A 13,093-nucleotide genomic window follows, 5' to 3' on the forward strand; every position below is an offset into this window, starting at 1 on the left:
TATTAGATTATTTTATACAGGAGTACGAAAATGCAGGCATTTAAAATGGTAGTTACAGTTTTAATGTTGTTGCTTTCGGGTTATGCCCTTGCGGACTGGACGACGGCCGAGTTTATCGGCGGCAGTCTACCGGATGACCTTGACGCGACAGACGCAATAACAGCAACGGGAAGCCCCAGCAACGTGAGCACTTACCGCCCCTGGCGAACCGTTGACGGCAGCGGTATGGTCGATGACCTTGCGCATGACCAGGCCGATGCTCTTAACAGCTCGCTTCTGAGCGGCGACGGAAACGCACAGAACAACCCCGCCGGTGTGGCAGGTCCTGCATGGCTTCAATATGAATTTGATAAAATTTACGCCTTAGATGATATTGTAATATGGAATCTTCAGGCCGCAGGAGGATACTGGACACGTGCTACAAAGGAAATTTACGTTCATTATTCCGTTGACGGCGTTAACTGGCATTACTGGGACAATGTTGTTCTTGGATTGCCCGAGCCTTATCCTGCATGGAACGAACCTCTTGATGTGATTGATGCCGACGGTGTCCAGGCAAAATACGTATTGATTACTGCTGATTCGCAAAACGGAAGCTACGGAAGTGATTATTGCGGTCTTAGTGAAATAAGGTTTACAATACTGCCCGCTGCTACTAATCCAGAACCGGCCGTCGAGGCGGTCAACGTCGCTCAAGCTGCGCAACTAAGCTGGCGGCCATATGCCGGAACGATAAATGAGCGGATTTATCTTGGAACAGATGCCGCGGCTGTCGAAGCTGCAGAGGGAACAGCGGCTCCGGAGTATGTTGATACTGTCGCAAGCAGTGAGCCTGACAGGACACAAATAGACTTATCTGCATACATAACTCTAGATAAAAACGCAGTTTACTACTGGCGGGTTGATGAGCTTGATTCGTCGGACAATGTTATACAAAAGGGGGCTGTCTGGAGCTTTACCGTTGAAGGCGCCGCATACAATCCGACTCCTGCAGATGCCGGTTTGATAAGCGCTGAGGATGTTGTCCTTAGCTGGTCAGCGGCCGCGGGGGCTGTTTCTCATACGGTTTATCTGGGCACGAGCGAAGAGCCAGAGTTTTTCGCCGATGCCGGCGCAGCCGCGACTATCGAGGCAGGAAATCTGCTTCCCGACACGACATACTATTGGCGGGTTGACACAACACATGATGGAAGTGTAGTTTACGAAGGTCCTGTTTGGAGCTTTGAAACTGACTATTTCGGTGTTGTAGAAAATTACGAGGACGGAGATATTTCAAACTGGTCAGCTTCTAATCTCACCACATATCTTAGCGGCGGGATTTCATTTATCGGCGGCCCCGATTTTGATACTTCTGATGCGATTACCGCCTCTAATTATAACACAAACGTTTCGAGCTATCTGCCTGATAAGACTGTAAACGGTTTAGGCCTTGATGCGACCGGACTGCTCCATGCAACAGCAACGTCTTCCAATTCGGCACTGGTCAGACCCGGCGATTCTGACCCGCTTGAGAACGGCAATCCCGCCGGAGCAACCGGGCCTGTCTGGTTCATGTATGAATTTGACCAGGCCTATGCTATTACAGATTTCTGGATTTGGAATTATAACGGACCCTATAGTTCGAGGTCATTGCGGAATGTTTCTATACATTATACCGCCGACGGCAGCAACTGGATTCTGCTGGGTGATTTTGAACTGCCGCGGGCTCCTTCTTCGAATAATACCCCTCATGACATTGAAATACCAATGAATGTTACCGCCCAGGCTGTAATTATAACAGCATCAGATACAGACGGTAACTATGGTGACTCGAGTTTTTATGGCCTTTCTGAGGTGCGGTTTATACAAGGAGGTATCCAGGCGTATGAAGGTGACTATGCGATGGTTATCGATTATGATAATTCGGTTTCGCCAAATTACGGCCAGGCGGAATTGGTCTTTGACGAAGCTCAAGATTTTTCCAGGTACAGTTATCTCTGGTTTGTTTACTACGGCAACGTAACCAATGATGCTGAGCCGGTAACTTTTGAGCTGGTTAATGATACCGGTTCAGCAGTGGAATCGCTCACTCTTGCTCCGGAGGCTGTACAATCTCTCGGCTGGGGCAATATTGTCCGTATGAGCCTTGATAATACCGACGGCGAGAGCATCCGGAAGTTTGTTGTTAAGATTGGCGACGGTACAGGCGTTGGCGCTGGTACAATTGCCCTTGACGATATTTCGTTGATTAAAGGCAGGTATTGCGACGCGGCAAATTCATTTATGGCCGATCTTGACAATAACTGTACAGTGGACTTTAACGATTATATTGCGTTCTCAGAATACTGGCTGAAGGATCACTTTGCTGTTCCGGCTGACGGCGTCCTGCTTGAAGGTTTTGACTCCTATGCAGACGCGGATAGTATAAGTTACAGGGTAGGGCCTGTCAGCTTTTACGTGGATTTAGACGAAACTGAATACAAGCAGGGCAGCAAGTCCATTAAACTCGATTACAATCAGGACTGGTCGGAAAATTATGCACAGTTAGCCTGGAATCTCGGTCTTTCATACGATCTGAGCCAGATGGAAACGCTTAAATTCTGGTTCAAGGCTGATTCAGCGAACCAGACCGGAACTGAGAATCTCAGAATGCAGCTGCTCAGCGATTCAAGTCAGCTTGGATTTGTTGATCTTGTTGATTACGGCGTGAACGTTCAGACAGATACCTGGACAGAGGTTTCGATACCACTGTCAGATTTCGCCGAAGTTTCGAGTTTGACCGGAGTTAGTGCGTTGGGATTCAGTATTGCAGATTATACCATAAACTCAACAGGGACTTTTTATGTGGACGGTATTACCGTTTACGGGCCGTCTGAAACCGGAATTGATGTGCTTACGGAAACATTCAGCTCTGACCTGGCCGGTGGCGATGATACAGTTAACCCGCTTGATTTGGCAGTTATGGCGGAGCAGTGGCTCAGTTGTGACGCACTGCCTCTGTCTGAGTGCTGGTAAGCATTGTAAGTCGGTTCCCGGATCGGTGTTCGGTTCGGGAGCCGGCATTTAAATAATAAATATGAGGTAAACCAATGACAAAAAAAGGATTTACATTAATTGAACTTCTGGTGGTAATTTCGATTATCGCTCTGCTTATGGCGATCTTGATGCCGGCTTTGACAAAGGTGCGTGAACAGGCACGAACTGTTGTCTGCGCATCCAAACTGCGTCAGATTCATATCGGCTCGGTCGCCTATTCTAACGACAATGACTACGCTTTCCCTGATCGGGGGAAGCTCGACGCTCTTTACCCGCACTCGCTCTGGGACGGTGTGGAAGAGCACACAAATCTCAATGAGATTTTTGTCCGCGCATACTTAGGCGACAGCAGAGATGATATCATGTTTTGCCCCGGTGAGTTAAGACGCTGGAAAGACCCCGCGGACGTGAGTACTTCATACAATACTCTGCTCTGTACGTACCAGTATTTTAATACCCCTCAAAAAGACTATGCAAGGTACCGCTGGCACGGCTATGGAGTTGAAGGCTATGAAATGCCCAATATCAGCAAAAGCACAAGCGGTACAGACCCCCGAACCGCTTTGTGGGGTTGCCTAACATATGGGTCGGTTGGCAAGAGAGACTTAATGTACGGCCATGACCAGTACCCGGGTCCTGTTGAGGGCATGAATGTTGTCAGCATATCAGGGGTAACTGAATGGGTAGAATACGAAAACTTTGAGGCGTACTGGTACAGCGGCGGTTTGGACTTCTACTGGCCCAATCCCGAACGGAAAGAAACAAACGGCAGCCAGAGAGGGAAACAACCTCGTCCTCCGCGGCCGCCGAGAGGTTAATAAAACTTCAGCTCATTGTGAGCTGGGTTTAACACATAACGTTCGTCAGGAGAGTTAATCACAACTGGCCTGATGAACGTTTATGTATGATAATCAGCGTTTATAGTAACATATTCCTTACTCAGATCACAGCCTAGGCAGAAATCTTCTGCTTTTCCCACGCCCAGCCCGACAGTTATCGTGTGAAACGGTTTGCTTATAACGGCAGAGGCCTTTTTTGTGTCAAATTTACACGGGGCTCCGTTTCTAAACACTGTAATATTGTCGAGTTTGCAGGTAAGTTTTTCCGGATTGATTTTCACGCCGCATGAACCTACCGCGCATATAATCCTTCCCCAGTTTGGATCGCCGCCGTGGATTGCGCATTTTACCAGGTCGTAGTCGGCTACTGCACGGGCAGCCTTTTGTGCCTGGGCCTGGTTGGCGGCACCGGTTATCAACACCTTGAAAACGCGTGTTGCGCCCTCGGCATCAAGTGCCATCTGTTCGGCAAGGTCGTAGCAAATCTCAAAAAGTCCGCGGCTGAATTTCTCATAATCCCTGCCGGCGGATTTTATAGGAGTATTGCCCGCCATACAGGATGAGAGCAGAAACGCGGTGTCGTTTGTGCTCTGGTGGCCGTCAACCGTCAGTTTGTTTAGCGAGTTGCCTATAGATTCTTTTAAAGCCTTTTTCAGCATGGGTTTGCTTATGTTCGCATCGGTAGTTAAGACGCAGATGGTGGTTGCCATATTCGGCGCGATCATGCCGGCACCCTTGACAGTTCCTGATATGGTTACCGTTTTGTTTCCGAGCTTGAAGCGTTTTACCGCCTGTTTTTCGACGGTATCGGTGGTCATAATAGCCGAGGCGAAATCAAAACCCCCCACAGGATCGTTGGAGAGCTCTTGGGCTGCGGCTGAGATTCCGGGCAGAATCTTGTCCATGGGCAGTTTGCGGCCGATTATCCCCGTTGACGCCACAAGCACCTGTTCAGGTCGGCAGTCGATGAAGTCTGCAACGGCTTGACACATTTTTGAGGCATCTTCAAGGCCCTTTTTCCCTGTACAGGTGTTTGCGTTACCGGAGTTTACAATGACAGCCTCGATAATTCTGCTTTTTAGATGTGCTTTAGCTGCCTCCACAGCGGCCGAGACGATTTTGTTTGTGGTAAAGACGCCCGCGGCGACGGCTCCGGCAGGGCAGCAGAGCAGGGCAATGTCTTTTTTGCCGCTTGTCTTAATTCCGCATGAAATGCCCGATGCCAGAAAACCCTTTGGCGAGGTTATTGTATTGTTTATCATTTTATAAACCCTTATATTTTTACTTTATTACGATTTGGGTATTGTATGATAAATATCCGTAATGGCAACAGGTAACAAAAGAAAACGGGGCTGAAATCGCTTCAGTCCCGTTTTATAGTTTCGATAAAAGGCCCCCTCCTTATTGCAGGCCCTTTATCATTCTTTTAGAATGTGTATTCAATATTGAATCTGAGGAAACAGCCGTGGCCCCTGCTGTCGGGATTGTAGTAGCTGCCCGGCTGGAAATATTCGGCGAGCAGATGTCCCTTAAGGTTTTTCTGTATTTCATACATAATCCAGCAGGTTGCCAGCTGGCCGCGGAAATTACCGCTGTTGGATATATGCCCTACGCCGGGTGTGCTGTTCTGATCAGCCCAGAGCAGGTGATAAGCCAGTTTTGCGCGGGCTTTTTTGCACAGGTCAAAATCCAGGCCTGCCGCACCGCGATGGAGATTGGTTGTCTCGCCGATCATAGTCTCAGTGGCATAACTGTAAACATAGTATTCACTCCACTGCGGCCATTCGCCCCAGAGAGGGTCGAACTGCTCAGTTCTTCCTGTAGAATCCGGATCATCGCCGGAGAGGTATTCATATATCAGATGCGCCTGTGTTTTGCGTTCATCATTAAACGAATAGGTCAGCCGGTCTTTAGTGCCCCATGCACGTAGATCCTGGTCTTCCTTGTCGCCGGTCTGGAACGCGCCTTCGGCACGGAAACTCCAGTTGTCATTAAGTTTCCTGTCGTAAACGCCGCCGAAAGTGAATATTTCACCCTTTTTGCTCCAGGCGGGAGGTATCTGGCGTTCGCTAAAGGAGTTAACAGGATTATCATTTTTGTACATAAAATATCCGTCAAAACGGGTATCTTCAAATTCTTTATTAGTATAGTATAGAATTGCGCCGTATTCATCCTGTTCGGTTACATAGTCGTGCATGTAAGGGCGGTGGTTGATCGGCTTTAGCCATGCTTCTTCTCTTGCTCGCTGGTCAATAAAAATCATGTCAAGAGTGGATTTCTCTGATGTATTGAGTGTTACCCTGGCCGCGTCAAAGAATATTGTCCTTGAACCGTCGAGGGGTGTTCCGTCGAGCACAAGCCAGCCTTCGCCGAGGATGATCTGCTGACGGCCAAATGCCGCGGTGGCATCGGCTCCGAGGAAGTTTTTAAAATTTAACGCCAGTTCATCGAATAATATTTCGTTAAAGTCTGTGCTTTGCGGTTTATTGTACGGCTCATCCCAGGTTCTGAACTCCCAGGTCAATCTTGAACTCAGGGATATGTCCTCAGTCAGGTCAAGCCTGGTGCCCCAGCGCATACGGTATCTCTGGAAATCAAGCTGTCCTTCTTTCCGCCTTGTTGACGCATTATATACATTCCAACCGTAGATGGAACGCAACCTTACATCGAATGCCATCGATACACCTTCAGCCGGATTGTGGAAGGCATCTTTGAATTTATCCCAGTTAGACCCTTTGTATATTTCTTTTTGGGCCTGGGCCGGGTCCTGGGCAGCAAACGCCGATACCACAACGGCCGTTACTGCCAAAAGAAACATTTTTCTTAATAAATTACTCATAAAACGCTCCAAATTTGAATTAATAATTAAGAAACATAAACAACGCCCGCGTGTTTATGCTGATTTTAGAAGATTGTATAAAGAAACATACGGCTATATTTCTTCGTCCGCCTCTTTTTGCCCATGTGCCCATTCAATGTCTGCGGCATTCAGCGGCTCGGCACCTTTATTCCAGTTAATTATGCCGTAAGCGACCCCAATTAAACAACTTACAATGCACAGCAGGTAAGCTGCCAAAATTCCGGCATCTTCAAGTCCAAACATGTTACACCTCATAATAATAATGCTAATTAGACTTATAAAAAAACACTACGGCTGTATTATTCCAACTAATTCACTTTATTTCAACAAAAAAAAATAAAAAGTGCGTATTATAAATTTGTTTCTCCGCTCTGCAGCTCTGATTATATTGCCCGATAATATCTCATAAATGGCGTTCAGCTTTTTAATGTGAAAATAAATGAGTTGCCTTTTTTGCCCGGCTCTACCCATATTCGGCCGCCGTGCTTTTCAATTATTTCTTTGGTGATGAAGAGTCCTATGCCCGAACCCTTGATTTTTTCCATTCCTTCGTACAATACCCGCGAAAATTTCTTGAAGAGTTTTCCGATGTCTTCTTCAGATATAGGTTTCCCGTCATTATAGACCGTTATAACAGTTTCACTGCCGTCTTGTTTTGACGAAAGAATGATTCTCCCGTCTTCGCGGCCGTATTTTACGGCGTTGTTAACCAGATTGTTTGCTACTACCTGCATGAGGCTTGGATCAGCTTCGATAACCGCTTCAGGTTCGATGTTGTTGATGACTTCGATGTTTTTCTTTTTTATCTGCGAATAAAAGGCTTCCAGCGAGACATCAAAGAGATTTGCCTTAATATGCAGCCTTGACTTATGCGTTTCGAGCCTGTTGTTCTCCAGCCGGCTCAGATTGAGGAAGTTTTTAACTGTGCCGGTGAGATAATCGAGGTTGTTGGCAATAGAATCAAGCGTGGTTTCCTGGACAGGGCTTACAGGCCCGAGCAGACCCTGACGCAGCGAATATACGTTGAGTATTACAGAGGAGAGTATGCCTTTGAACTCATGTGAAACAAAACCCAGCAGGTCAACGTAGCGTCTGTTCAAATCTTCTGCCCGTTCTTTTGCAGATTGCAGAGTTATGTCTCTCTGGTGAACCTTTTCCGCCATTTGATTGAATGAGTTGAAAAGCTGATTGAACTCGCAGATGTGGCTTTTTATAGATATCCTGTGCTCTAAGTCACCTTCTGATAGCCGGTTTTTGGCTTCGATCAGGTTTTCTACAGGTGTTACAACCCGCATTACAAGGAAATAAGCAAGCAAAAACGCAAGCGCAACGCTCAGGACAATTACGCCGCCAAAGACCAGCAAGACATTTCGTTTGAGGTCATTAAACGGCATTTCAAGAATGCCTACATACAGAATGCCTATTATTTCATCGTTGATGTTTTTTATCGGTTCGTAGTGCGTGAGATACCAGTCGGTGACCACGAAGGCCCTGTCGCGGAAGCTGCGGCCCTGGAGAACGGTTTTCTGGTAAACTTCCTGGGAGACACGGGTTCCTATTGCCCGTTTGTTCTGGTTATTCAGTACATTGGTAGAAATTCGGACATCGTCCTGAAAAATAGTAACGGTGCCGGTCGGCTTGTTCTTGTATGTCCGTTTTTCAAAGACAAGTCCGTGTATCCGGTCAATAATGCTGAAATCCTTGTTAATTATCCTGCCGGCGCAGCGGATTTTTTTTATCTCATTGCTGCTGCCGTAAATCGGTATGGCGTATTCAATCGCCATTACGCTTTTGAGCTCTTTAAGAGAACAAGGCCGCGATTTTGGGGTGTCAATGATCTTTATAGTCAAATCATCCGCTTCATTCGGCAGCCTTAATTTTAGCTCTTCAAAAGCGATGATTCGGGTTCCGCCTGTTTTTTCCCCCTTGGCGGCTTTGCGGGCGATTTCGCTTGTCAGCTTATCGGATTCCTGAGCGGGCACTTCATAAATATAATCGAGGTCAAGGGTTTTCTTAAGTTCGTTTAAGTCGCAATTCTCGCCGGCAACATCCATCAATGTGCCGATTTGGTCTATGTATTCAGAATAGACTGACTGCGCCGAATTGATAGCGGTTGTAACCTGTCTCTGACCTCTGGAGATTACATCATTCTGTACAAAGTAGTATGCAAATACCCCTATGATGAGCACTATGAACAATATAAGCAGAAAAAATGAAAGAAGCAGGTGCGATCTAAGGTGATGGTCTTTCATTTAATATAACCCTTTGAAAAATTGTTAAAAAGACTCTTATAACTGTTTTAATGCCTGATTGCAATATGAAAGTTTGACAGATTTCAAAAGAAGGGCGGGTTTAATTGCCCGCCCGGAAATTTTTGTTAAGAGTTATATTTTTTTACCTCGTTTGGTGTACGACGTGTGGAGCAGTTTGTGGCTGAGATGGCTGCATGGTCCCTCAGTGAAGTATTCATCATAAATCGCTTTTATGATTGGATTTTCATGGGATTTACGGTATTCGAGGTGTTCTTCCTCGTTGTAAATCGCGGCAGCTCTGGCACGCCTTATCGCGGCGTTTGTGGGTATCGGCTGGCCGCCTCCGCCAAGGCATCCGCCCGGACATGCCATTATCTCAATAAAGTGACAGTCATCCAATTCGCCGCGGCAGAGCATATCCATAATTCTCTTTGCGTTGGCAGTGCCGTGGCCTACGATTACATTGAGTTTTGCGCCCTCGAGGAATTTCCATTGTTCCACAGTGTTTTCAATAATCAGCTGCGCCTTTTTTATGCCTTCTTCGCCCCTGACAGGCATCATTCTCAGATTCTCGAAGGGCAGCTCCCGTCCTGTAACAAGCTCATAGGCGGTTCGCATCGCGGCTTCCATCACACCGCCGGTAGCGGCGAATATCAGTCCGGCACCTGAACCGACTCCCAGAGGGTCATCAAAATTAGACTCAGGCAGATTCGGCAGGTCCACCCCGCTCTCCCTGATCATACAAGCCAGCTCACGTGTAGTAAGTGCCACGTCAACATCTTTTGAGCCGGAATCGTACATCTCGGGTCTGGCGCATTCGTATTTTTTGGCGGTACAGGGCATAAGCGATACGCTGAAAATGCTTTTCGGGTCAATCCCGTGTTTCTCTGCATACCAGGTTTTAACAATGGTTCCAAACATCTGCTGCGGGCTTTTGGCTGTGGAGAGGTGGTCGAGTTTTTCCGGATAGAAATGCTCAATAAATTTAACCCAGCCCGGTGAGCAGGAGGTTATCAAAGGCAGTTTTACGTCCGGGTTTTTATCTACAAGTGCCGATTTGAGTCTCAAAAGCAGCTCTGTGCCTTCTTCCATTATTGTCAGGTCTGCGGTAAAGTTAGTATCGAATACCTTGTCAAAACCCACGCGTTTGATGGCTGTATTGAGCTTTTTGGTACAGCTGTGTCCCGCTTCAATCTCAAATTCTTCGCCAATCGCGGCACGCGGGCTCGGCGCGGTCTGGATGACAACATGCATATCGGGATTGTCAATAGCCGCCCATACCTTATCAAGCTCCTTTTTCTCCGTGAGTGCGCCGGTCGGGCAGCGGTCAACGCATTGACCGCAGTTTATGCAGATAACATCAGCAAGCGGTTTGTTCAGATAGGTCTGGATCTGCGTTTTTGAACCGCGGTTGACCGCTTCGAGTACGCCGACCTCCTGGAGGTCAATACATGTACGTACGCATCTCTTGCAGAGAATGCATTTGTCCATATCACGAACAAGCGAGAAACTGGATTCATCTTTGGGGATTCTCGATTCCTGGACATGACCGAATTTATAATCAATGACATTGTATTCCTTGGCAAGTTCCTGAAGCTCGCAGTTGTTGTTGCGTTCGCATGAATAGCATTCACCGTAATGGTTTTTCAGCAGCAGGTTGAGAATGTTGTGTCTTGCCCGTCTTACACGGGGTGAGTATGTCTTTACTTTTGTCGTGTGAAACATCGGGTAGGAACATGATGCCTGGAGGTTTTTCTGTCCTTCGACCTCGACCACACACACCCGGCACACACCCGCCAGGCAAAGGTCGTCATGGTAGCAGAGCGTAGGTATCTTTATGTTTACTTTCTTTGCCGCTTCGAGAATGGTTGTTCCCATGGGCACTTTTACTTCTATGTTGTCAATGTAAGCTGTAACGAGGTTGCCAAGCCCGCTTTTTTCAACATCTGTTACACGCTGTGAACGCTGAGCTTCGGGGGCTCTTGAGGTTGAATCTGCAAAATGTTTATAAGTCATCGATATAACTCCTCTGCCGCGGCATCTGGTACCAGGGCGTAATCTGATTTAAAGTTATCAAGTATTGATAGAAACGCGTTTGGTACACTTTGTCCGAGACCGCATTTGGAAGCTATCCGCATAGTCTCGCAAAGTGAACGTATATCGTAGAAATAACTTTCGCTGCATGTGCCGTTTTTGATCTCTTCGAGACATTCAAGCAAAACGGGTATCCCCTCGCGGCACGGCGTGCATTGTCCGCATGACTCATCTTCGAAGAATTCAAGAAAGTTCTGCGCAACATCGAGCATGTTCCGCCCGGGGCCGAATACAATAAATGAACCTCCGGTTGAAAGATCTTCGTAGCAGATTCTCCTGTCAAAGTCTTTTTTCGCAACACAGCTGCCCGAGGCTCCGCCGACCTGTACCGCGATTGCCTGCTGAGCGTTGACCATATCGAGTATCTCTTTTATCGTGATACCGAACTCAACTTCATAAACTCCGGGGTTTTCGCAGTCTCCGGAAATACTCAAAAGTTTTGAGCCTGCCGAGTTTTCTGTGCCGAATGCCTTGAACCAGTTTGTCCCTTTGGCTATTATGTGTGTTATAGCGGCGAATGTTTCGACGTTGTTTACAATCGTAGGATGTCCCTCGTAGCCGGTGTTAACCGGAAAGGGGGGCCTGTTGCGGGACTCACCGCGGTTGCCTTCCATTGATTCAATCAGTGCGGTTTCCTCGCCGCATATATATGCGCCGACTCCGTGGCGAAGCTCTATATCAAAATTAAAGCCTTTTTTGCCGCAGACATTTTTGCCCAGGGTTCCCTCATTTCTCATTTTGTTTAAAATGTTATTGAGCTCCGGTTCAAACGACTTGTATTCACCTCGGAGGTAGAGAAACCCTTTTTCCGCCCCGATTGCGTAGGCTCCTATTATCATGCCTTCAAACATCAGCCTTGGATATTCTTTTAGTATTATTCTGTCTTTGAAAGTTCCCGGTTCTCCCTCGTCGGCATTGCAGACTACGAATTTTTTATCGGAAACGCTTGTTGCCGCGAGGTTCCATTTTACACCGGTAGGGAATCCCGCTCCTCCTCTTCCTTTGAGATTTGAGTCTCTTACCATTTCAAGTACATCAGGCCGCTTAAGCTCTAATGCCCGCTTAAGCCCGTCGTTTGCTCCTATCGGGCTGAAAATGACCGGGCCTTTTCTTTCTGCTGTCATTGTTTATTCTCCTGAAATTGTTTTCCAATTGCAATTCATAAAACCGTCCCAAACTGCTGAACAGGGAGAGGTTTTAAGCGAGTTCCCTGAGTATTTCGCTTACCTTTTCAGGTGCAACAAAGCCCATGAGTTTGTCGTCAATCAGCACTGCCGGCGCCTGGTCGCACATGCCGATGCAGCTTGTCTTCTCAAGGGTGAATTTATTATCAGGGGTGGTTTGGCCGGCATTGATTCCAAGGGCTTTTTCGAAGGCTTTTATTACGTTATCAGCACCGGCCATCATGCACGGGACACAGGTGCTGACACGGATTATATGTTTGCCCTGGGGCTTTGTGCTGAGAAACGCGTAAAAACTGACCACAGAATAGACTTCTACGGGGTGTATCCCCAGCCGGTCTGCAATCTTCTGCATATTCTCATCAGAGATGTAGCCTTCTTGCTCCTGGACCTTCTGCAGAAGAGGAAGCAGCTGCGAACGTGATTTTGGTTTATCTGCCATGTGACAACTCCTTCTACTTACCTAATACAATTTCAATTCTGTTGATTAGATCCTGCGGATTTACAGGTTTTGCCAGAAACCCGTCGCAGGGCATAACATCACTGCACTCGCCGTAATTGTAGCCTGTGACCTTTCCGACGGCACTGAGCATAACTATCGGCGTCTCAAGCCCCTCGCGTTTGAGCTTATGCAGAAGAGAGATCCCGTCATCAGGCAAATCCATCATAATATCCAGGAATATCAGCTCGGGGTTTTCAGAATTGATTCGCTCAAGAGCTTCTTTTACATTTGATGCCATGCAGACGCTGTGTCCGCTGTGTTCGAGGATGGTCTTGCAGGCTTCAAGGAAGTCTCGGTCGTCATCTACCATCAGAATTTTTGCCATAATACACTCCTTGGTATATAGAAAT

At 47.2% G+C, this 13,093-nt stretch carries 10 protein-coding genes; 2 read left to right on the forward strand and 8 right to left on the reverse strand.

Annotation, left to right across the window (positions count from 1 at the left end):
• The first annotated feature begins 30 nt into the window (after nucleotides 1-30).
• A complete protein-coding gene (locus tag SMSP2_RS00210; RefSeq protein WP_146682025.1) occupies nucleotides 31-2,994 on the forward strand; it encodes a discoidin domain-containing protein in 2,964 nt (987 codons plus the stop codon).
• Between the two features lie 74 nt (nucleotides 2,995-3,068).
• Entirely contained in the window at nucleotides 3,069-3,833 is a 765-nt protein-coding gene (locus SMSP2_RS00215) for a type II secretion system protein (RefSeq protein ID WP_146682026.1), read from the forward strand.
• A gap of 80 nt (nucleotides 3,834-3,913) precedes the next feature.
• On the opposite strand, the gene argJ is transcribed toward SMSP2_RS00215, so the two are convergent.
• From argJ to SMSP2_RS00250, 8 genes are all read right to left on the reverse strand, one after another.
• Nucleotides 3,914-5,116: a bifunctional glutamate N-acetyltransferase/amino-acid acetyltransferase ArgJ gene (gene argJ, locus SMSP2_RS00220; protein ID WP_146682027.1), complete on the reverse strand. Its 1,203-nt coding sequence runs from the start codon at nucleotides 5,114-5,116 to the stop codon at nucleotides 3,914-3,916.
• A gap of 164 nt (nucleotides 5,117-5,280) precedes the next feature.
• Complete coding sequence (locus SMSP2_RS00225; protein ID WP_146682028.1) at nucleotides 5,281-6,693, reverse strand: alginate export family protein; 1,413 nt, start codon at nucleotides 6,691-6,693, stop codon at nucleotides 5,281-5,283.
• A gap of 93 nt (nucleotides 6,694-6,786) precedes the next feature.
• Complete coding sequence (locus SMSP2_RS14740) at nucleotides 6,787-6,957, reverse strand: symporter small accessory protein (RefSeq protein WP_186804771.1); 171 nt, start codon at nucleotides 6,955-6,957, stop codon at nucleotides 6,787-6,789.
• A gap of 173 nt (nucleotides 6,958-7,130) precedes the next feature.
• Nucleotides 7,131-8,966 carry a cache domain-containing protein gene (locus tag SMSP2_RS00230; RefSeq protein WP_146682029.1) on the reverse strand — a complete coding sequence of 612 codons (1,836 nt, stop codon included), beginning with the start codon at nucleotides 8,964-8,966 and terminating at the stop codon, nucleotides 7,131-7,133.
• Between the two features lie 132 nt (nucleotides 8,967-9,098).
• Nucleotides 9,099-10,982, reverse strand: coding sequence for an NADH-dependent [FeFe] hydrogenase, group A6 (locus SMSP2_RS00235; protein ID WP_146682030.1), 1,884 nt, complete (start codon nucleotides 10,980-10,982; stop codon nucleotides 9,099-9,101).
• Nucleotides 10,979-12,184 (reverse strand): complex I 51 kDa subunit family protein, encoded by a 1,206-nt coding sequence (locus SMSP2_RS00240; RefSeq protein ID WP_146682031.1) that lies wholly within the window; start codon nucleotides 12,182-12,184, stop codon nucleotides 10,979-10,981. The genes SMSP2_RS00235 and SMSP2_RS00240 overlap by 4 nt, the downstream gene beginning before the upstream one ends.
• Nucleotides 12,185-12,257: 73 nt before the next feature.
• A complete protein-coding gene (nuoE, locus tag SMSP2_RS00245) occupies nucleotides 12,258-12,683 on the reverse strand; it encodes an NADH-quinone oxidoreductase subunit NuoE (protein WP_146682032.1) in 426 nt (141 codons plus the stop codon).
• Between the two features lie 13 nt (nucleotides 12,684-12,696).
• Nucleotides 12,697-13,068 carry a response regulator transcription factor gene (locus SMSP2_RS00250; protein WP_146682033.1) on the reverse strand — a complete coding sequence of 124 codons (372 nt, stop codon included), beginning with the start codon at nucleotides 13,066-13,068 and terminating at the stop codon, nucleotides 12,697-12,699.
• Nucleotides 13,069-13,093: the final 25 nt, after the last annotated feature.

The sequence above is a fragment of the Limihaloglobus sulfuriphilus genome, assembly GCF_001999965.1.
Lineage (GTDB): Bacteria > Planctomycetota > Phycisphaerae > Sedimentisphaerales > Sedimentisphaeraceae > Limihaloglobus > Limihaloglobus sulfuriphilus.

Coding starts and splice junctions, on each gene's coding strand:
- SMSP2_RS00225 (WP_146682028.1), bottom strand. CDS start 6,693: ATGAGTAATTTATTAAGAAAAATGTTTCTTTTGGCAGTAACGGCCGTT.
- nuoE (WP_146682032.1), bottom strand. CDS start 12,683: ATGGCAGATAAACCAAAATCACGTTCGCAGCTGCTTCCTCTTCTGCAG.
- SMSP2_RS00240 (WP_146682031.1), bottom strand. CDS start 12,184: ATGACAGCAGAAAGAAAAGGCCCGGTCATTTTCAGCCCGATAGGAGCA.
- SMSP2_RS00215 (WP_146682026.1), top strand. CDS start 3,069: ATGACAAAAAAAGGATTTACATTAATTGAACTTCTGGTGGTAATTTCG.
- SMSP2_RS00230 (WP_146682029.1), bottom strand. CDS start 8,966: ATGAAAGACCATCACCTTAGATCGCACCTGCTTCTTTCATTTTTTCTG.
- SMSP2_RS00210 (WP_146682025.1), top strand. CDS start 31: ATGCAGGCATTTAAAATGGTAGTTACAGTTTTAATGTTGTTGCTTTCG.
- SMSP2_RS00250 (WP_146682033.1), bottom strand. CDS start 13,068: ATGGCAAAAATTCTGATGGTAGATGACGACCGAGACTTCCTTGAAGCC.
- SMSP2_RS14740 (WP_186804771.1), bottom strand. CDS start 6,957: ATGTTTGGACTTGAAGATGCCGGAATTTTGGCAGCTTACCTGCTGTGC.
- argJ (WP_146682027.1), bottom strand. CDS start 5,116: ATGATAAACAATACAATAACCTCGCCAAAGGGTTTTCTGGCATCGGGC.
- SMSP2_RS00235 (WP_146682030.1), bottom strand. CDS start 10,982: ATGACTTATAAACATTTTGCAGATTCAACCTCAAGAGCCCCCGAAGCT.